Below are 17,873 nucleotides of genomic sequence, written 5' to 3'. Positions count from 1 at the left end.
CGGTCGGTCGATCGGCCGAACATGCGCGTGATCATGCGACCGGTCGGGCATGGTCAGGACCGAAACTCTTTCCATCAATATTCGACTCTACTGGGCGTACCGGTGATCCGTTCCGGGGGACCGATCACCCCGGGCCCCGCCCGGAGCCCGCCCCGCCACGGCGGACCGGGCGCTCGGCGGCGGACCGCGCGGGGCCCGGCCTCACCTCGGACGCGCGGCCGACGCGGTCCGCGACCCGGCCCGCTTCCCGTCAACTGCGCGACGGCCCGCGGGGGTTGACCAAGAGTGAACGGTTTTGCCCGCGCCCCCCGTCCCCCGCTCACCCCGGTTCGATCCCGTGCGCCCGCGCGCGTGACTCCGGCCGCGGATCCTCCGTTGTCGTTCGTACGAGAGAAGCCGGGAACCGCCCGGCGCATCCACTCAGTTCCTAGGAGCCACCCGTGCCGCGCATGCTCGACGTCAGCGAGGACGTCCGCGCCGAGATCGGCGACGAAGAAGCCGAGCGGCTGCTCGCCGGCGAGAACGCCCCGGGCAGCTACGACTGCACCTCCTGCCGCACGCCGGGCGACTCCGAGCAGGAGCGCACCAGCACCGTCCTGTTCGTGGGCGAGGAAACGGCCGTGCTCGCCTTCGCCCACGCCAGCTGCATCCCCTCCCAGGTCGTCCAGGTCGCCGAGGAGCAGCTCCAGGGCGCCGTACGCTCCATCACCGGCGAGGACCCGTCCCCGGGCGCGCCCGAGCAGGCCGTGCTCGGCATCACCAGCGGCCTGGTCCTGATCGAGGGCGAGCTGCACCCGGCGCTCGTCGTCGAGCCGACCGGCCCGATCGCCCGCCCCGGCTCGGGCGGCACCTCCGACGAATTCCTGCCGCTCCTGATCGAGCAGGGCTTCGTGCCGGTGACCGACATGGGCCGGGCGCCGTCGGTGCTGGCCGGCTGGTCCGTCCTGCTCGCGATGGGCCAGCTGCACGCCGTCCTGCAGCCCGGCACCGGCGGCGGCAGCAGCTCGGTGTCGTGGTGGCAGGCCCACCAGCCGCTCCAGGTGACGGAGGGCTGGCGCGCCGCCGCCAACAAGTCGCAGCGCGTGCTGGTCTACGCGGTCCCGGTCGGCGCGGTCGGCCAGCAGCCGCGCGAGGACCTGCTGAGGGACGCCCTGGAGAAGGCCGCGGCCGACGGCCGCCTGGTGGCCGCCGCCATGCCGCTGGCCGGCACCTGATCCCGCCCCTGGTCCGCAGGGCCGCCCCACGCCCGGGCGGCCCCGTCACACGCCCGTCCCGGCCGGCGCCGGGGCGGGCGCACGCGTGGGCGGCGGCGGGCCCGCGGCCGGGCCCGGGCCCGCGGCGGGCCGAACCGAGGCGGGGCGCCCGGCGCCGGCCGTGCTTCCGATAAGCCGGAACACCCCGCATCCCCGGCCGTACGGGGTCGTTGGCACATACGTGCACACATACGACCCCTCCCGCCAGCCGTACCAGTCCCAGATCCCCGCCATGCGCCCCTCGGGCGAGGCCTCGGGAACCCACTCCGCGACGCCCATCTACGACGCGCTGTACTCGGAGTACCTGCGGTCCTTCCGCGCCCTGCCCGGTGACCGGTCCGGCGAGGAGGACCTCGGCTTCACCGGGTTCGGTGTGCTCGGCGGCTTCGGTACGGGGATGCACAGCGCCCGCACCGGCCAGCAGGGCGGCCACCAGACCCAGCACTTCCCGGTCACGTACGCCGGCAACTGGCACGTGCACCCGGCGATGAACGCCAACGGGCGGCAGTACGCCGGGCACCAGCTCCCGGCGGCACTGCCGCCCGGCCCCCGCCGGGGGCTCTGACCTTCTCCCGCGCGGGAAGCGCTCCCCCGCGGGCTCCCGTGCGGGAGTTACTTCTTGCGCCCGCGCTTCTCGCGCACCCGCACCGAGATGTGGATCGGGGTGCCGTCGAAGCCGAACTCCTCGCGCAGCCGGCGCTCGATGAAGCGCCGGTAGCCGGCCTCGATGAAGCCCGAGGCGAAGAGGACGAAGCGGGGCGGCTTGGTGCCCGCCTGGGTACCGAAGAGGATGCGGGGCTGCTTTCCGCCGCGGATCGGGTGCGGGTGGCCGGCCACCAGCTCGCCGAGGAAGGCGTTGAGGCGGCCGGTGGGGACGCGCGTCTCCCAGCCCGCCAGCGCCGTCTCGATCGCCGGGACCAGCTTCTCCATGTGGCGGCCGGTCAGCGCGGAGACGTTGACGCGGGGCGCCCAGGCGACCTGCTGCATCTCGGTCTCGATCTCGCGCTCCAGGTAGTAGCGCCGCTCCTCGTCGAGGGTGTCCCACTTGTTGTAGGCGATGACCAGGGCGCGTCCGGCGTCCACGGCCATTGTGATGATGCGCTGGTCCTGCACCGAGATGGACTCGCTGGTGTCGATGAGGACGACCGCGACCTCCGCCTTCTCGACGGCGGCGGCGGTGCGCAGCGAGGCGTAGTAGTCGGCGCCCTCCTGGAGGTGGACGCGCCGGCGGATGCCGGCCGTGTCGACGAACTTCCAGGTGATTCCGCCGAGTTCGATCAACTCGTCCACCGGGTCGCGGGTGGTGCCCGACTGCTCGTTGACGACGACCCGGTCCTCCTTGGCCACCTGGTTCAGGAGCGAGGACTTGCCGACGTTGGGGCGGCCGATCAGCGCGATGCGGCGGGGCCCGCCCGTCGCGGTGCCGAAGCGCTGCGGCGGGGCCTCGGGCAGCGCCTTGAGGATCTCGTCGAGCAGGTCGCCGGTGCCGCGGCCGTGCAGCGCCGAGATCGGGAAGGGCTCGCCGAGGCCCAGCGACCACAGGGCCGCGGCGTCGGACTCGCCGGACATGCCGTCGACCTTGTTGGCGGCGAGCACGACCGGCTTCCCGGCCCGGCGGAGGAGGCGGACGACGGCCTCGTCGGTGTCGGTGGCGCCCACGGTGGCGTCGACCACGAAGACCACGGCGTCGGCGGCCTCGATGGCGTACTCGGCCTGGGCGGCGACCGAGGCGTCGAGGCCCAGGACGTCCTGCTCCCAGCCGCCGGTGTCGACGACCTTGAAGCGGCGGCCGGCCCATTCGGCCTCGTAGGTGACGCGGTCGCGGGTGACACCGGGCTTGTCCTGGACGACGGCCTCGCGGCGCCCGATGATGCGGTTCACCAGGGTCGACTTGCCGACATTGGGGCGGCCGACGACGGCGAGGGCGGGGAGCGGGCCGTGGCCGGCCTCGCCGAGCGCGTCCTCGACCTCCTCGACGTCGAAGCCCTCTTCGGCGGCGAGCTCCATGAACTCCGCGAACTCGGCGTCGCCGAGAGCTCCGTGTTCGTGCTGGTCGTTCATGAAGTCCGTACCTCGTTCATCGTGGTGATCGGTGGACCGCGATCGGGCGGTCCACTACTGAAAGTCTGGCCTAGCGCCCGGTCAGGCGCCTGGCGGTCTCCAGGTGGCCGGTGAGCCGGTCCTGGATGCGGACGGTGGCCTCGTCCAGGGCTGTGCGGGTGCGTCTGCCGCTGCCGTCACCCGCCGCGAAGGCGTCTCCGAACACGACGTCGACGCGGCTGCGCAGCGGCGGCAGCCCCTTTATCAACCGGCCGCGGCGCTCGGTGCTTCCCAGGACCGCCACCGGCACGATGGGCGCGCCCGACCGTACGGCGAAATAGGCGAGCCCGGCCCGCAGCGAGGCGAAGTCGCCGTCGCCCCGGGTGCCCTCCGGGAAGATCCCGAGGACGCCGCCGCCGTCGAGCACGGCGAGCGCGTCGGTGATCGCGGCGCGGTCGGCGCCCGACCGGTCCACCTTCACCTGGCCGATGCCTTCGAGGAAGGGGCCGAGCGGGCCCACGAAGGCTTCCTTCTTGATCAGGAAGTGGGTGCCGCGCGGGGCGGTGCCCATGACCATGGGGCCGTCGATGTTGTGCGAGTGGTTCACGGCCAGGATGACCGGGCCGCTGGCCGGAACCCGCCAGGCGCCCAGCACCCGGGGCTTCCACAGCCCGTACATCAGGCCGACGCCGATGCGGCGCCCGATCTCGGCGCCCCGCGGGGAGACAACCGTCACTTGGCGGCCCGCTTCTCCTCGACCAGGGTGACGACGCACTCGATGACCTGGTCGAGGGTGAGCTCGGTGGTGTCCACCTCGACGGCGTCCCCGGCCTTGGCTAGCGGGGAGGTCTTGCGGCCGGAGTCGGCCGCGTCCCGCTGGAGCAGGGCCTCGCGGGTGGCGCTCACGTCGGCGCCCTTGAGCTCACCGCTGCGGCGGGCCGCGCGCGCCTCGGGAGAGGCGGTGAGGAACACCTTCAGGTCGGCGTCGGGCAGCACGGTGGTGCCGATGTCACGGCCCTCGACCACGATGCCCTGCTCGGCGCCGGCCGCGATGTCCCGCTGGAGCTGGGTGATCAGGGCGCGCACCTCGGGCACGGCGCTGACCGCGCTCACCTTGGAGGTGACGTCCTGGGTGCGGATGGGTCCCGAGGCGTCCTCGCCGTCGACCGTGATGGTCGGCCCCGACGGGTCGGTGCCGGAGACGATGACGGGCTTGGCGGCCGCGACGGCGATCTCGGCGGGGTCGGTGATGTCGATCCCGTTGGTGATCATCCACCAGGTGATCGCCCGGTACTGCGCCCCGGTGTCGAGGTAGCTCAGACCGAGCTTGGCGGCGACCGCGCGCGAGGTGCTGGACTTGCCGGTGCCGGAGGGGCCGTCGATGGCGACAATCACTGCTGCCGGAGTGGTCCGGGCGGCGCTTTCCACGGTGACGGACACCTTCCTGGTACGGGGTGGGGATGCTCGGGGCGCACTTCCGCCCCCTACAAGGTTACTGGCTCGTGCGAGGCCCCCGTCCCGCCCGGTCGGGGACGGCCCCGGGCGGGGGTGGGCCGGCCGCCGGCCCACCCCCGACGGGCCCTCGACCGGCCCCGGCAGGGCGGGGCGGGCCGGCCCCGGCGCGCGTCACTGCCGGATCGACCAGCCCCGCTCGCGCAGCGCCGCGGTCAGGCCCGGGGCCGCGGCCGGCTCCACCATGAGCTGGACCAGGCCCGCCTGCTGGCCGGTGGCGTGCTCGATGCGGACGTCCTCGATGTTGACCCCGGCCCGGCCCGCGTCCGCGAAGAGCCGCGCGAGCCCGCCCGGCTCGTCACTGAGCAGCACCGCGACGACCTCGTACGTGGCGGGCGCCGCGCCGTGCTTGCCGGGCACCCTGACCCGGCCGGCGTTGCCGCGCCGCAGCACGTCCTCGATGCCGGCCGCGCCCCCGGTCCGCTCGTCCTCGTCGGCGGACTCGAGGGAGCGCAGGGCGCGCACCGTCCCTTCGAGGTCTGCGGCGATCTTGGACAGGACGTCCGCGACCGGGCCGGGGTTGGCGGAGAGGATCTCCACCCACATCCGGGGGTCGGAGGCGGCGATGCGGGTCACGTCGCGGATGCCCTGGCCGCACAGCCGTACCGCCGTCTCGTCGGCCTCCTCCAGGCGGGCGGCCACCATCGAGGAGACCAGCTGCGGGGTGTGCGAGACGAGGGCCACGGCCCGGTCGTGGGCGTCCGCGTCCATGACGACCGGCACGGCGCGGCACAGGGCGACCAGTTCGAGGGCCAGGTTGAGCACTTCGGTGTCGGTGTCCCGGGTCGGCGTGAGCACCCAGGGCCGGCCCTCGAAGAGGTCGGCGGTGGCGGCCAGCGGGCCGGAGCGCTCCTTGCCGGACATGGGGTGGGTGCCGATGTAGGAGCCGAGGTCGCAGCCGAGCGCGAGCAGTTCGCGGCGCGGGCCGCCCTTGACGCTGGCCACGTCGATGTAGCCGCGCGCCAGGCCGGCGCGGATCGCCCCGGCCAGGGTGGTGGCCACGTGCGCGGGCGGCACCGCGATCACGGCGAGGTCCACGCGGCCCTCGGGCGCCTCGTCCGTGCCGGCGCCGAGCGCGGCGGCGGTCCGGGCCTGGCCGGGGTCGTGATCGGCGAGGTGCACGGTGATCCCGCGGCTCGCGAGGGCCAGGGCGGCGGAGGTGCCGATGAGGCCGGTACCGATGACGAGGGCGGTTCTCACTGGGCGATGTCCTTGCGCAGGGCGGCGGCGGGGCCGAGGTAGACATGGGCGATCTCGGAGCGGTCGAGATAGGTCTCGACGTGCGCGAGGATCCGCACCACCCGGGGCATGGCCCCCGCGATGTCGAGCTCCTGGGCGCAGAGCAGCGGCACGTCGGTGAGGCCGAGGCGGCGTGCGGCGGCGGCCGGGAAGTCGCTGTGCAGATCGGGGGTGGCGGTGAACCAGATGCTGATGAGGTCGTCCGCGGTGAGGCCGTTGCGGTCGAGTGCCTCGGTGAGCAGCGCGCCGACCTGCTCCTCCATGTGCCCGGCCTCGTCCCGTTCCAGCTGGACGGCCCCTCGTACCGCTCGTACCGCCACGACGTTCTCCTCGGACCTCGGCCTTCGCTCTTCGTTCCCGATCAGCGTAGTCAGCGCGGTCCGCGGCCGGGCGCGAGGGAGGCGGCCGCGCGGGGCAGGCCCGGCGGTGACCCGGGCGGTCGGCCCGGGCGGGGAGGCTGCGCCGCCCGGGCGATCCGGGCCCCGCCGTCCCTCGCCGGGCGGGGCGCGGGGTAGAACCGACGGATGATCCTGCATGTGGTTCCCCTGGACGAGTGGTCGGCCTCCCCCGCTCTGCCCTACCGCCCGCCCTCGCTGGACGCCGAGGGCTTCGTGCACTGCTCGGCCGACGAGGCGGCGGCCCTGGCCGTCGTCGACGCCCGCTACCGCGCGGCGCCGGGCCCGCTGGTGGTGCTGTGCGTCGAGGAGTCGGCGCTCGATGCGGAGGTGCGCTGGGAGGGGAGCGCGGGGGTGCTGTTCCCGCACGTGTACGGGCCCATCGCGCGGACGGCCGTGACGGCGGTGCTCGACGTCCGCAGGGACGGGGACGGCCACGCGGTCGCCCTCACGCCGCGCGGCTGAGGGGCGGGGGGGGCGGGGCTCGGGGGCGTGGGGCGCGCTGCCGGGTGGCCCGGGGGGTGCGCGGGCCCGCGTGCGGGCGGCCCGGGGGCCGGCGGCGGGGCGTGCGCGGGCCCGCGCGCGGGTGGCGCAGGGCCGGTGGCGGGGCTCGTGCGCTCGCCGGGCGCGCGGAACATGCGGCCCGTCGGTGCTTCGCCGCGGCGCCCTTCGACGCCAGGATGCTCCTGCCGCGCGCCGTCCGGGCGCGGGTACCACTTCGCGTCCGGCGTGAGGGCCCCGCGCCCGGCGTGACGATCCGAGGAGCACCCGATGGAAGCGGAAGCGGTCAACAGTCGCAGGACGGTACTCATGGCGGCGGGCGCGGCGGGCGCGGCGGCCCTCACCGGCTGCTCGGGCTCCGGGGGCGGCGGGGACGCCGCGGCGACCCCGGCCGCATCCCCCTCCGCGTCCGCGCCGAGCGGCGCCCCGTCCGCCTCGCCCGGCCAGTCGAGTCCGTCCGCCGGGGCCGGGCAGGTCCTCGCCCGGACCTCCGACATCCCGGTCGGCGGCGGCAAGGTGTTCGCCGACCAGAAGGTCGTCGTCACGCAGCCGCAGGCCGGCACCTTCAAGGGCTTCTCGGCGATCTGCACCCACCAGGGCTGCACCGTCTCCACCGTGGCCGACGGCACCATCGACTGCCCGTGCCACGGCAGCAAGTACCGGATCACGGACGCCTCGGTGGCGCAGGGGCCGGCGCAGCGTCCGCTGCCCGCGCGCCGGATCACCGTGGATAAGGATTCGATCCTGCTGCCCTGACCGGGGACGATGGGCGCCATGACCCCCGAGCAGCTCGTGACCGGCCACACCGTCTACTCCTGTGTCATGGGCTCGCGCGCCTTCGGCCTGGCGACCGAGGACAGCGACACCGACATCCGGGGCATCTACCTCGCGCCCACCCCGCTGTTCTGGCGTTTCGAGAAGCCCCCGGCACATGTGGAGGGCCCGGCGGACGAGCAGTTCAGCTGGGAGCTGGAGCGGTTCTGCGAGCTGGCCCTGCGCGCCAACCCGAACGCCCTGGAGTGCCTGCACTCCCCGCTGGTCCAGTACGCCGACGCCACCGGGCAGGAACTCCTGGCCCTGCGCGGGTCGTTCCTCTCCCGGCAGGCCCATGAGACCTTCACCCGGTACGCGCTGGGCCAGCGCAAGAAGCTCGACGCGGACGTGCGCCAACACGGCGCGCCCCGCTGGAAGCACGCCATGCATCTGGTGCGGCTCCTGATGAGCTGCCGCGACCTGCTGCGCACCGGCGTGCTCACGATCGACGTCGGCGCGGAGCGCGAGTGGCTGCTCGCGGTCAAGCGGGGCGAGGTGGCGTGGCCGGAGGTGGAGTCCGCGATGGCCAACCTCGCCGCCGAATCCGCCGAAGCGGCCCTGCGCAGCCCCCTGCCCACCGAGCCGGACCGGGCGCGGATCGCGGACTTCCTGTACCGCACGCGCCGCGACTCGGCCCTGAAGGCGGACGCGTAGCTGACCTCCGGCAGGGGGTTCAGGCAGCGCCCACCCCGCGGGCCGGGCGCGCGGGGCTCAGCGCCCCAGGCGTACGCGGACGACGAAGTCGTGCAGCGCATCGTGCCCGGCGGCGGTCTCGGGCAGGGACGAGGCGGCCTGTGCTTCGTCCAGGGCGCTGTGCAACGCCTTGATGTCCGTGGCGACGCGCTCGTGGTCGAGTCCGGTCGCCGCGCCGTGTTCGGCCTCGGCCTTCACGGCTATCAGGTCGGGCAGATAGCCGGGCGCCGCGACCTCGCCGACGAGCCGCGTCAGGTCCGCCTCCACCTGGCCGCTGCGCATGAGGTGGATGCCGGTGAGCAGCACCCTGAACACGTAGAGCAGAGGCTTGAGTTCACCGCTCTTCTCGAACAGCCGCCACTGCGTGCCCGCGAACCCTCGGTAGTGGTGGGCGTGGTGGGAGGTGAGCACGTCCGGCGCGAGTGCAACCAGTTCTGCGTGCGCGTCCGTCGTGTGCACAACGAGGGGAGAGAGCAGCTGCTCCATGACATAACCGTTCCTGCGCAGCATCAGGCGTACGAACTTGCGCAGGTCGTGGGTGACGAGGTCCATCTCCACCCCGTTCCGGTCCCACATCCGCGACCGCGTCTCCTCCGGCCGGCCCAGTCCCAGCAGGGCCTCGGTCGGCAGGAGGTGGACCCCGCGCAGATCGACGTCGGAGTCGCGGGAGGGGAAGCCGTAGAGGTGCGCGCCCGAGACCGTGGCGAACAGCACCGGGTCGGGCTGGTCCGCGATTGCGGGGGCGAGGGTGGCGGGCTTGAGGGGGATCATGGGTCAAGCGTCCCAGAGGGCCCCCAGGGTCAGGAGTTCGCTGCGGTACTCGATGCGCTCGGCCCATTCCTTGGGCCAGGCCGCGACGCCCAGGTGGGCCCCCGCGAACGCGCCGGTCAGACAGGCGATGGAGTCCGAGTCGCCCTGGGTGCAGGCGGCCCGGCGCAGGGCGGTGAGGGGCTCGTCGGGGAAGAGCAGGAAGCAGAGCAGGGCGGTGGCGAGCGCCTCCTCGGCGATCCAGCCGTCGCCGGTGTCCAGGCACGGGTCGGTTTCGGGCGAGGGGTCGCGCAGCGCCTTGAGCACCCGGTCGAGCGCGTCCAGACAGTCGTCCCAGCCGCGCGCGATGAAGTGCGCGGGCGTCGGATCCTGAGAGCGCGTCCACAGGTCGCCGAGCCAGCGGTCGTGGTACCGGGTGCGGTTCTCGTACGCGTACGAGCGCAGCCGGCCGACCAGGCCCGCCGGGTCCGCGCCCTGGGCGAGCAGGTACACGGCTCGGGCGGTGAGGTCGCAGGCGGCGAGCGCGGTGGGGTGGCCGTGGGTGAGCGCGGACTGCAACTGGGCCGCGCCCGCCCGCTGTTCCTCGCTCAGCCCCGGGACGAGTCCGAGCGGCGCGACCCGCATGTTGGCGCCGCAGCCCTTGGAGTCGATCTGGCTCGCCTGCTGCCAGGGCAGCCCGCCGGCCAGCTGGGCGCAGGCCACCAGGCAGGTGCGGCCGGGGGCCCGGTTGTTGTCGGGCGACCGGTACCAGTCGACGAACTCCTCGCGCACCGGCCGCTCCAGGCGCAGCGGGCCGAGCAGCCCGCGGTCCATGGCGGTGCGGATGCCGCGGCCCAGGGCGAGCGTCATCTGGGTGTCGTCGGTGACGATCGCGGGCTTGGGCAGCGCCATCTCGCGCCACGGCCCGCACTTCGCGAGGATGGCGGGCACGTCGCTGAACTCGGTGGGGAAGCCGAGGGCGTCCCCCAGCGCGAGGCCGATCAGGGCTCCGGTGGCGGTCTGTTTCGCGGCACGGTTCATGACGGTCGTCCCTCCGGGCGCAGAAGCGGCGGGTGCAGCGCGGTGGCCGGGCCCGTCCGGTAGAGCGCGGCCGGTTTGCCCCGGCCGCCGGTCAGCCGCGAGGCCCCTGCCACCTGCTCGACGAAGCCGGGCGTGGCGAGCACCTTGCGGCGGAAGTTGGGGCGGTCGAGCGCGGTGCCCCACACCGTCTCGTACACCTGCCGCAGCTCGCCGAGCGTGAACTCGGGCGGGCAGAAGGAGGTGGCGAGGCAGGTGTACTCCAGCTTGGCGCCGACGCGTTCGCGGGCGTCGGCGAGGATCCGGGCGTGGTCGAACGCGAGGTCGACGGCGAGGTCGCGGTGGCCGTCGGCGGGCACCCACGCGGCGTGCGCCGCGTCGCCCCCGCCGCGCGGTTCGGGCAGGTCGGGCACGAGGGCGGTGTACGCCACGGACACCACGCGCATCCTGGGGTCGCGGTCCGGCTCGCTGTAGGTGCGCAGCTGTTCCAGGTGCAGCCCGGCGACGACGGCGTCGGACAGGCCGGTCTCCTCGGCGAGTTCGCGCCGCGCCGCCAGCTCGGCGGACTCGCGCGGCAGCACGAACCCGCCGGGCAGCGCCCACGCCCCCGCGTACGGGTCCTGGCCGCGCCGGATGAGCAGGGCGTGCAGGGCCCCCTCGCGCACGGTGAACACGGCGAGGTCGACGGTGACGGCGAACGGCTCGAAGGCGTACGGGTCGTATCCCTCGGGCCGCCCGCCCGGTGCGCCCGGCCCGGCCCTCTCGGGCACCTCTCCCCCGGCCTCCCGGGCGCCCCCCGGCCGCCCCGCGGCGGTCACCGGCGTTCCGGGAGCGGGTCGGCGAGGCCCCAGCCGCGGTCGAGCAACGCGTCCACCGCTGCGACCGCGGTGGCGAGGCGCTCCTCGTGCGGGCCGCGCAGCTCGATGAACTCCCGCCCCGTACGCGTCAGTTCGGCCCGGAACCGGTCGGTCATCCAGGGCCGCAGCTCCTCCCCGTCGCGCAGCCCGTCGTCCTCGAAGGGCACGCCCTCGTGGTCGGTGAGCAGCCACAGGTGGTGCGGCGCGGCCCGCTCGGCGACCGCCTCGACGCGCGGGTTGCGGCCGCCCATGTAGCGCTCGTGCCACACGGTGGTGGCGAAGGAGTCGGTGTCGCAGAACAGCACGGGCGAGCCGAGCCCGGCGGCCGCGTCCTCGCGCTCGTTCTGCCGCTCGGCGATCACCGGGAACTCGTCCGAGCCGAACTCGACGTCCTCCCACTGGGCTTGGCGGCAGTGGGCGCGCAGCGCGGCCAGTTTGCCCTCGCTGTACTCGCGCCCGTACTCCGCCACCCAGCGGGTCGTGGCCCAGACCCCGCCGCGGGCGCGGTAGTGGGCGGCCAGGGCGCGGGCCATGGTGGTGGTGCCGGTGGACTCGGCGCCGAGCACGACCACGCGCCGGGCGAACCAGGCCCGTACGGGCGCCTGGAGGAACCCCCAGGCCCCGACCGGGTCCTTGCGCACGGCGGTGCCGGAGACCGGGAACAGCGTGCGGTCGAGGTCGACCAGGACGTGCTCGGCGCCGAAGCGCCGGGCCAGCTCGTCGCCGTACGACTCGGAGGTGAACACCGCGTCGACCCGCTCGGGCACGGCGCCCCGGAAGACGGCCATGTGGGCGTCCCATATCGCCGGGTCGTGCAGGTCCATCTCCGTGTCGTCCACGGCGCCCAGGACGCGGACGTCCGGGTGGGCCGCGCGCATCCACTCGACGCGTTCGGCGAGCGGGACCGTCTCGACGGAGGCCGCGCACACCAGCACGGTGAGCCGCTCGCAGCGCTCGGCCGCGGTGCGTACGAGGTGGTGGTGGCCGGCGTGCGGCGGGTAGAACTTGCCGAGGACCAGGCCGTGTTGATGGAGACGGGTCGTCACGCCGCCACCTCCGCGAGCCGCCCCGGGCGGGCGCCGAGCTCGCGCCGCCAGTTGCGCAGCCCGATCAGGCACAGGGTGAGGAAGCCGGCGTACAGCAGCGAGGTCGCGTAGAGCTCCTTGTAGGCGTAGAGCGGGATGTAGACCACGTCCGCCGCGATCCACAGCCACCAGGACTCGACGAGCTTGCGGCACTGCCCGTACGTCGCCGTCAGGGACAGGGCGGTGGTCAGCGCGTCCCAGAACGGGACGGTCGAGTCGGTGGCCGCGCCGAGCAGGAGAGCCAGCGCGAGGGTCCCCACCGCCCCCGCCGCGAGCAGCCACAGCCACTCGGTGCGGGTCGTGCGCCGCACCGCGAGCGTGCCGGAACCTGGTCCACCCCCGTGGGCCCAGGTCCACCAGCCGTACGCGGCGAGGGCGATGAAGACGACTTGGAGGCCGGCGTCGGCGTACAGGCCCGACCGGAGGAACAGCACGATGAAGAACACGTTGTTGGCCAGCCCCACCGGCCAGTTGGCGATGTGCTGCCGGGCCACCAGCCAGACGCAGAGCGCGCCCGTGACGAAGCCCAGGATCTCGGTCCAGGTGAGGCTCACGCCGACCTCCTTAATAGTCACTGTGACTATAAAGGTCGGCGCGGAGGGCGCACAAGCCTGTTCGGACGGGCGCACGGGGTTTCGGGGGGCGCACACGACGACAGAGCCCGGCTCCCCGTTACGGAACGGGAAACCGGGCTAGGGCGGCCGGAGTTGGGCGGACCTAGAGGTCGACCTCGCGCATCAGCATGCCGACCTCGGTGTTGGTGAGGCGGCGCAGCCAGCCGGACTTCTGGTCGCCGAGCCCGATCGGGCCGAAGGCGACGCGGACCAGCTTCTCGACGGGGAAGCCGGCCTCGGCCATCATGCGGCGCACGATGTGCTTGCGGCCCTCGTGCAGCTCGATCTCGACGAGGTAGTTCTTGCCGGTCTGCTGCACGACGCGGAAGGCGTCGGCCCGCGCGTAGCCGTCCTCCAGCTGGATGCCCTCCTTGAGCCGCTTGCCGATCTCGCGCGGCAGCGGGCCCGTGATGGCGGCCAGGTAGGTCTTCTTCACGCCGTACTTGGGGTGGGTCAGACGGTGGGCCAGCTCGCCGTGGTTGGTGAGCAGGATGATGCCCTCGGTCTCGGTGTCGAGACGGCCGACGTGGAAGAGCCGGGTCTCGCGGTTGGTGACGTAGTCACCGAGGCACTGGCGGCCGTCCGGGTCCTCCATGGTGGAGACGACGCCGGCCGGCTTGTTCAGGGCGAAGAACAGGTACGACTGGGTGGCGACGGTCAGACCGTCCACCTTGATCTCGTCCTTCTCCGGGTCGACGCGCTTGCCCTGTTCGAGGACGATCTCGCCGTTGACCTCGACGCGGGCCTGCTCGATCAGCTCCTCGCAGGCGCGGCGCGAGCCCATGCCGGCCCGGGCGAGCACCTTCTGCAGCCGCTCGCCCTCCTGCTCGGCCCCGGGGAAGGTCTTCGGCGTCTTCACATCCGGCTTGTCCGCGTACCGGTCGCGGTTGCGCTGCTCGATCTTGGCGTCGAGCTCGCGCGGACGGGCCTGGCCCAGGCGCTGGCCGTGCGGGCCGCGGCGCACCGGGGTGCCGCCCTGGGGCGCCTTGGGGCCGCCCTTGGCGCCGCCGCGCGCCGAGGCGCCGCGTCCGCCGCGGGGGGCGTCGCCGGGCACGTCGTAGGTGCGCTCCTCGGGACGCAGCGGACGCGGCTTGCCGCTGCCGCTCTGGCGCGGGCCGCCGCCCTGGCGCTGGCCGTCCCGGCCGCCGCCGGATCCGCCCCGGCCGCCGCCACCGCCACTGCTGCCGCGGCCGCCGCTGTTGCCACCACGGCTCCCGCCGTTGTTTCCGCTGCTGTTCCTGCCGCTGCTGCTTCGCATCACATTTCCGTCTTGTCGTCTGCGGGGGTATCCGGCGCGTCGGGCGCGTCCGGATCGAACGACGGCACACCCTCCAGCGTCTCGGCCTCGATCGCGTCCGCCTCGGGGAGGAAGGGCGCGAGCTCCGGGAGCTCGTCCAGGCCGCGCAGGCCCATCCGCTCCAGAAAGTAGTTCGTCGTCCTGTACAGGATCGCACCTGTTTCGGGTTCCGTGCCCGCCTCGTCGACCAGACCCCGCTGGAGCAGGGTCCGCATGACCCCGTCGCAGTTGACTCCGCGCACCGCGGAGACCCGCGAGCGGCTCACCGGCTGGCGGTAGGCGACGACCGCGAGGGTCTCCAGCGCCGCCTGGGTGAGCCGGGCGTGCTGACCGTCCAGGACGAAGCCCTCCACCGCGTCCGCGTACGCGGCCCGGCTGTAGAAGCGCCAGCCGCCCGCCACCAGGCGCAGCTCGAAGCCGCGGCCCTGGACGGTGTACTCGTCGGCCAGCTCCCGCAGCGCGTCCGCCACGGCCCGCCGCGGCCGGTCGAGCACTTTCGCGAGGTGGTCCTCGGTGGCGGGCTCGTCCACGACCATGAGCACGGCTTCCAGGGCGGGCTTCAGCTCCATCTCCTCCGTCACGCGCTCTCCTCCTCCGTCACCACGTGGTCGAACTCGTCGGTCACCAGCGGCGCCCCGTCGCCCTCGCCGCCGCTCCAGCGCACCATCAGCTCCCCCAGCGCCTCGTCCTGGTCCAGGACGACGGCCTTCTCGCGGTACAGCTCCAGCAGGGCCAGGAACCGGGCCACCACGGTGAGGGTGTCCGGCGCGTCCTCGGCCAGCACCCGGAAGCTGGCCTCGCCGGCCTCCCGCAGCCGCGCCACGACGATCGCGGCCTGCTCCCGCACCGAGACGAGCGGGGCGTGGATGTGGTCCACGTACACCTGCGGCGCCGCCCTGGGCCGCATCGCCCTGACGGCCAGCTTCGCGAAGCCCTCCGCGCCGATGCTGATGACCACGTCGGGCAGCAGCCCGGCGAGGTGCGCCTCCAGGCCGACCGTGCGCGGGTACCGGCGCGCCTCGGTGTCGAGCCGCTCGCTGAAGATGTCGGCGACGCGCTTGTACGCCCGGTACTGGAGCAGCCGCGCGAACAGCAGGTCCCGGGCTTCGAGGAGGGCGAGGTCGGCCTCGTCCTCCACCTCGGCGGCGGGCAGCAGCCGGGCCGCCTTGAGGTCGAGCAGGGTGGCCGCCACGACGAGGAACTCGGTGGTCTGGTCCAGGTCCCAGTCCGGCCCCATGGCCCGGATGTGCGCCATGAACTCGTCGGTGACCCGGGAGAGGGCGACCTCGGTGACGTCCATCCTGTGCTTGGAGATCAGCTGGAGGAGGAGGTCGAAGGGCCCCTCGAAGTTGTCCAGCCGAACGGTGAACCGGCCGTCGCCGGGCTCGGACGCACGGTCGGGCTCGGGTACGTGGCCGGGCTCGGGCTCGGGCACACGGTCGGGCTCGGGGTCGGGCACACGGTCGGGCACACGGTCGGGCTCGGGGTCGGGGTCGGGCTCACCGGGTCCGGGGCCGGGGTCCGGGGGCGCGGCCCCCGGTGCCGTCCCCTCCGCCGCACCCGGGTCCGACCCCCGGAGGGTCTCGGGAAGGGGCGGGGTGGGGAGAGAACCCGGCCCCCGCCCCAGCGCACGACGCGTGGAAGGAGCGACGGGTTCGTCGGCAGTCGGCAAGGGGTGGTCCAGGGAGTGCGGGAAAACGGCGGGCGTAGCGGCAGGCTAGCCCTACCGCCCCCGAAGGCGCCGTACGAGGATGCTCGCGTCGCCCCGGGACTCCAGGTCCGCGAGGACCACGGCGACCGCCTCGCGGACGATCCGCCCGCGGTCGACGGCGAGCCCGTGCTCGCCGCGCAGCACCAGACGCGCGTGCTCCAGGTCCATGAGCTCCTCGGCGGAGACGTACACGGTGATCTTCTCGTCGTGCCGCTCGCGTCCGCTGGGCCGCCGGTTCGCGGCCCGCTGGCGGCGCCGCTCCTTGGCGGTGCCCGAGCCACCCTGTGCGGGGGCGCGCCGCGCCGTGGCGGCCTCCGCCTCCGCGGCGCCGCGGCTGCGCGGCTCGCCCTGGCCGGAGTCCTCGTCGGCCGCGGTGTGCTCCGGCGCGGCCGCCTCGGCGGTCGTGGGCTCGCTCTCGCCCGCCGGGGAGGGCACCCGCGGCTCGCCGTTGGCCCCCCGGCGCGGGGTGGACGGCGACAGCGCCATCCCCCCGGTCGTACGGAACAGTTCGTCGGCCCCGGGCAGACTCACTCGGCGTGACACCGGGCGAGCACCTCCCTGGCGAGCTGGCGGTAGGCGGCAGCGCCGACGGAGTTGGAGGCGTACGTCGTGATCGGCTCACCGGCGACCGTGGTCTCCGGGAAGCGCACCGTGCGGCCGATGACCGTGTGGTAGACGTGGTCGTCGAAGGCCTCGACCACGCGGGCCAGGACCTCACGGCTGTGCACCGTGCGGGAGTCGTACATCGTGGCGAGGATGCCGTCCAACTCCAGGTCGGGGTTGAGGCGTTCCTGCACCTTCTCGATGGTCTCGGTCAGCAGCGCGACACCGCGCAGCGCGAAGAACTCGCACTCCAGCGGCACGATCACCTTGTGAGCGGCCGTCAGGGCGTTCACGGTGAGCAGACCGAGCGAGGGCTGACAGTCGATCACGATGTAGTCGTAGTCCTGCATCAGCGGCTTGAGCGCCCGCTGGAGCGTGGACTCGCGCGCGACCTCGCTCACCAGCTGCACCTCGGCGGCGGACAGGTCGATGTTGCTCGGCAGCAGGTCCATGTTGGGGACCGCGGTCTTGAGCAGCACCTCGTCGGCCGACATGCCCCGCTCCATGAGCAGGTTGTAGACGGTGAGGTCGAGTTCCATCGGGTTGACGCCGAGGCCGACCGACAGGGCACCCTGCGGGTCGAAGTCGACGAGCAGCACCCGGCGGCCGTACTCGGCGAGCGCGGCACCCAGGTTGATGGTCGACGTGGTCTTGCCCACGCCGCCCTTCTGGTTGCACATCGCGATGATCTTGGCCGGGCCGTGGTCGGTCAGCGGGCCCGGGATCGGGAAGTACGGCAGCGGCCGTCCGGTCGGGCCGATCCGCTCGCGGCGCTGGCGGGCAGCGTCCGGGGCGAGGGTGGCCGCGTACTCGGGGTCGGGCTCGTACTCGGCGTCGGGGTCGTAGAAGTGGCCCTGGGGCACTTCCTCAAAGTCGGCGAGAGCGGCGGTGTCCCGGCCGCTCTCGTTGCCGGCCGTGGCGTTCACGTGTAGGCCGTCCATCATCCGTGGGGCTGTCGTCATGTGCTGGGTGGGGACCATCCCCGCGTCGGCGGGGGCCGGAGTGGTTTCGAAGGTGCGGACCGCGACGGAGCCGACAGCCTCGGGCCCCGAAGGGCTCTGGCCCCGTACGGACATCCCCGCAGGGATTCCTGACTGACCACCTCCGGGAGTAAATGTCGACTCATTCACAAGTCGTCTTACCTCCTTGGACGTGACCAGGAAACTTTATCGATAGGTCAGCGTGGCACCATGCCGACGGTTGGCGACTCTATGGCGTGTCACCGGTCCGCAGCAACACAATCCACCGGACCCGGCCCGATGTGTCGGCAACCGAACACCCTTCTGTCAAGGGCGTACGGGCACTCACGCGCACGTTTCACCAGTGCGCCAAACGGTTAAAGGGTTACGTTCGAGGCGAGTTGAGCGAGCCCTCGGCGGGCGGCCGGACGTGTCGTGACACACATCCGGCCGGACCTCGCTCGACAAGGTCCGGCCGGATGCAGAAGGTTGACGGTCCGCGTTGACGAACCGGCG

20 protein-coding genes are annotated in these 17,873 nt (G+C 73.6%); 5 read left to right on the top strand and 15 right to left on the bottom strand.

The features are described from left to right. The first annotated feature begins 440 nt into the window (after positions 1-440). Complete coding sequence (locus ACGF3I_RS16215; protein WP_393132371.1) at positions 441-1,214, top strand: hypothetical protein; 774 nt, start codon at positions 441-443, stop codon at positions 1,212-1,214. A gap of 220 nt (positions 1,215-1,434) precedes the next feature. Then, positions 1,435-1,818 carry a hypothetical protein gene (locus ACGF3I_RS16210; protein WP_393132369.1) on the top strand — a complete coding sequence of 128 codons (384 nt, stop codon included), beginning with the start codon at positions 1,435-1,437 and terminating at the stop codon, positions 1,816-1,818. A 47-nt stretch (positions 1,819-1,865) separates the two neighbouring features. On the opposite strand, the gene der is transcribed toward ACGF3I_RS16210, so the two are convergent. From der to aroH, 5 genes are all read right to left on the bottom strand, one after another. Further along, positions 1,866-3,314, bottom strand: a complete 1,449-nt coding sequence (gene der, locus ACGF3I_RS16205) for a ribosome biogenesis GTPase Der (RefSeq protein WP_393132367.1) — start codon at positions 3,312-3,314, stop codon at positions 1,866-1,868. 70 nt (positions 3,315-3,384) lie between these two features. Then, positions 3,385-4,068 (bottom strand): lysophospholipid acyltransferase family protein, encoded by a 684-nt coding sequence (locus ACGF3I_RS16200; RefSeq protein ID WP_393132365.1) that lies wholly within the window; start codon positions 4,066-4,068, stop codon positions 3,385-3,387. Next, positions 4,026-4,733 (bottom strand): (d)CMP kinase, encoded by a 708-nt coding sequence (gene cmk / locus ACGF3I_RS16195; protein ID WP_393132363.1) that lies wholly within the window; start codon positions 4,731-4,733, stop codon positions 4,026-4,028. Before cmk ends, ACGF3I_RS16200 begins: the two co-directional genes overlap by 43 nt. Before the next feature lie 186 nt (positions 4,734-4,919). After that, on the bottom strand, positions 4,920-6,005 hold the full coding sequence (locus ACGF3I_RS16190) for a prephenate dehydrogenase (protein WP_393132361.1): 1,086 nt from the start codon (positions 6,003-6,005) through the stop codon (positions 4,920-4,922). Next, on the bottom strand, positions 6,002-6,364 hold the full coding sequence (gene aroH, locus ACGF3I_RS16185) for a chorismate mutase (protein ID WP_393132359.1): 363 nt from the start codon (positions 6,362-6,364) through the stop codon (positions 6,002-6,004). The genes ACGF3I_RS16190 and aroH overlap by 4 nt, the downstream gene beginning before the upstream one ends. 204 nt (positions 6,365-6,568) lie before the next feature. Between aroH and ACGF3I_RS16180 the strand changes: the two genes are divergently transcribed. From ACGF3I_RS16180 to ACGF3I_RS16170, 3 genes are all read left to right on the top strand, one after another. After that, on the top strand, positions 6,569-6,904 hold the full coding sequence (locus ACGF3I_RS16180; protein ID WP_393132357.1) for a DUF952 domain-containing protein: 336 nt from the start codon (positions 6,569-6,571) through the stop codon (positions 6,902-6,904). A gap of 306 nt (positions 6,905-7,210) precedes the next feature. Beyond that, entirely contained in the window at positions 7,211-7,696 is a 486-nt protein-coding gene (locus tag ACGF3I_RS16175; protein ID WP_393132355.1) for a Rieske (2Fe-2S) protein, read from the top strand. A gap of 18 nt (positions 7,697-7,714) precedes the next feature. Then, entirely contained in the window at positions 7,715-8,407 is a 693-nt protein-coding gene (locus ACGF3I_RS16170) for a DNA polymerase beta superfamily protein (RefSeq protein WP_393132353.1), read from the top strand. 57 nt (positions 8,408-8,464) lie between these two features. Here ACGF3I_RS16170 and ACGF3I_RS16165 read toward each other — a convergent pair whose 3' ends face one another. From ACGF3I_RS16165 to ACGF3I_RS16120, 10 genes are all read right to left on the bottom strand, one after another. After that, the gene (locus ACGF3I_RS16165; RefSeq protein WP_393132351.1) at positions 8,465-9,217 is read right to left on the bottom strand and encodes a DNA polymerase beta superfamily protein; all 753 of its coding nucleotides are present in this window, start codon (positions 9,215-9,217) and stop codon (positions 8,465-8,467) included. 3 nt (positions 9,218-9,220) lie between these two features. Then, positions 9,221-10,234 (bottom strand): ADP-ribosylglycohydrolase family protein, encoded by a 1,014-nt coding sequence (locus ACGF3I_RS16160; RefSeq protein ID WP_393132349.1) that lies wholly within the window; start codon positions 10,232-10,234, stop codon positions 9,221-9,223. After that, positions 10,231-11,001 carry an NUDIX domain-containing protein gene (locus ACGF3I_RS16155; protein ID WP_393132347.1) on the bottom strand — a complete coding sequence of 257 codons (771 nt, stop codon included), beginning with the start codon at positions 10,999-11,001 and terminating at the stop codon, positions 10,231-10,233. The genes ACGF3I_RS16160 and ACGF3I_RS16155 overlap by 4 nt, the downstream gene beginning before the upstream one ends. Before the next feature lie 44 nt (positions 11,002-11,045). Beyond that, the gene (locus ACGF3I_RS16150) at positions 11,046-12,134 is read right to left on the bottom strand and encodes an AAA family ATPase (protein ID WP_393132345.1); all 1,089 of its coding nucleotides are present in this window, start codon (positions 12,132-12,134) and stop codon (positions 11,046-11,048) included. Further along, complete coding sequence (gene pnuC, locus ACGF3I_RS16145; protein ID WP_393132343.1) at positions 12,131-12,727, bottom strand: nicotinamide riboside transporter PnuC; 597 nt, start codon at positions 12,725-12,727, stop codon at positions 12,131-12,133. The genes ACGF3I_RS16150 and pnuC overlap by 4 nt, the downstream gene beginning before the upstream one ends. Before the next feature lie 163 nt (positions 12,728-12,890). Beyond that, on the bottom strand, positions 12,891-14,045 hold the full coding sequence (locus tag ACGF3I_RS16140; RefSeq protein WP_393132341.1) for a pseudouridine synthase: 1,155 nt from the start codon (positions 14,043-14,045) through the stop codon (positions 12,891-12,893). Then, complete coding sequence (gene scpB, locus ACGF3I_RS16135) at positions 14,045-14,653, bottom strand: SMC-Scp complex subunit ScpB (protein WP_393132764.1); 609 nt, start codon at positions 14,651-14,653, stop codon at positions 14,045-14,047. Before scpB ends, ACGF3I_RS16140 begins: the two co-directional genes overlap by 1 nt. Before the next feature lie 8 nt (positions 14,654-14,661). Continuing rightward, the gene (locus tag ACGF3I_RS16130; RefSeq protein ID WP_393132339.1) at positions 14,662-15,756 is read right to left on the bottom strand and encodes a segregation/condensation protein A; all 1,095 of its coding nucleotides are present in this window, start codon (positions 15,754-15,756) and stop codon (positions 14,662-14,664) included. A gap of 51 nt (positions 15,757-15,807) precedes the next feature. Continuing rightward, a complete protein-coding gene (locus ACGF3I_RS16125) occupies positions 15,808-16,338 on the bottom strand; it encodes a hypothetical protein (RefSeq protein ID WP_393132337.1) in 531 nt (176 codons plus the stop codon). After that, positions 16,323-17,474 carry a ParA family protein gene (locus ACGF3I_RS16120; RefSeq protein ID WP_393132335.1) on the bottom strand — a complete coding sequence of 384 codons (1,152 nt, stop codon included), beginning with the start codon at positions 17,472-17,474 and terminating at the stop codon, positions 16,323-16,325. The genes ACGF3I_RS16125 and ACGF3I_RS16120 overlap by 16 nt, the downstream gene beginning before the upstream one ends. Between the last annotated feature and the right edge of the window lie 399 nt (positions 17,475-17,873).

Origin of the sequence: Streptomyces sp. NPDC048111, assembly GCF_043202815.1 — a bacterium.
Lineage (GTDB): Bacteria > Actinomycetota > Actinomycetes > Streptomycetales > Streptomycetaceae > Streptomyces.
This window is presented reverse-complemented; position numbering and strand designations above follow the sequence as displayed.

Bases quoted from the DNA above. Each gene is read 5' to 3' on its own strand.
- ACGF3I_RS16120 (WP_393132335.1), bottom strand. From the start codon at position 17,474: ATGTCCGTACGGGGCCAGAGCCCTTCGGGGCCCGAGGCTGTCGGCTCC.
- ACGF3I_RS16175 (WP_393132355.1), top strand. From the start codon at position 7,211: ATGGAAGCGGAAGCGGTCAACAGTCGCAGGACGGTACTCATGGCGGCG.
- ACGF3I_RS16140 (WP_393132341.1), bottom strand. From the start codon at position 14,045: ATGCGAAGCAGCAGCGGCAGGAACAGCAGCGGAAACAACGGCGGGAGC.
- ACGF3I_RS16160 (WP_393132349.1), bottom strand. From the start codon at position 10,234: ATGAACCGTGCCGCGAAACAGACCGCCACCGGAGCCCTGATCGGCCTC.
- der (WP_393132367.1), bottom strand. From the start codon at position 3,314: ATGAACGACCAGCACGAACACGGAGCTCTCGGCGACGCCGAGTTCGCG.
- ACGF3I_RS16165 (WP_393132351.1), bottom strand. From the start codon at position 9,217: ATGATCCCCCTCAAGCCCGCCACCCTCGCCCCCGCAATCGCGGACCAG.
- ACGF3I_RS16170 (WP_393132353.1), top strand. From the start codon at position 7,715: ATGACCCCCGAGCAGCTCGTGACCGGCCACACCGTCTACTCCTGTGTC.
- scpB (WP_393132764.1), bottom strand. From the start codon at position 14,653: ATGGAGCTGAAGCCCGCCCTGGAAGCCGTGCTCATGGTCGTGGACGAG.
- ACGF3I_RS16180 (WP_393132357.1), top strand. From the start codon at position 6,569: ATGATCCTGCATGTGGTTCCCCTGGACGAGTGGTCGGCCTCCCCCGCT.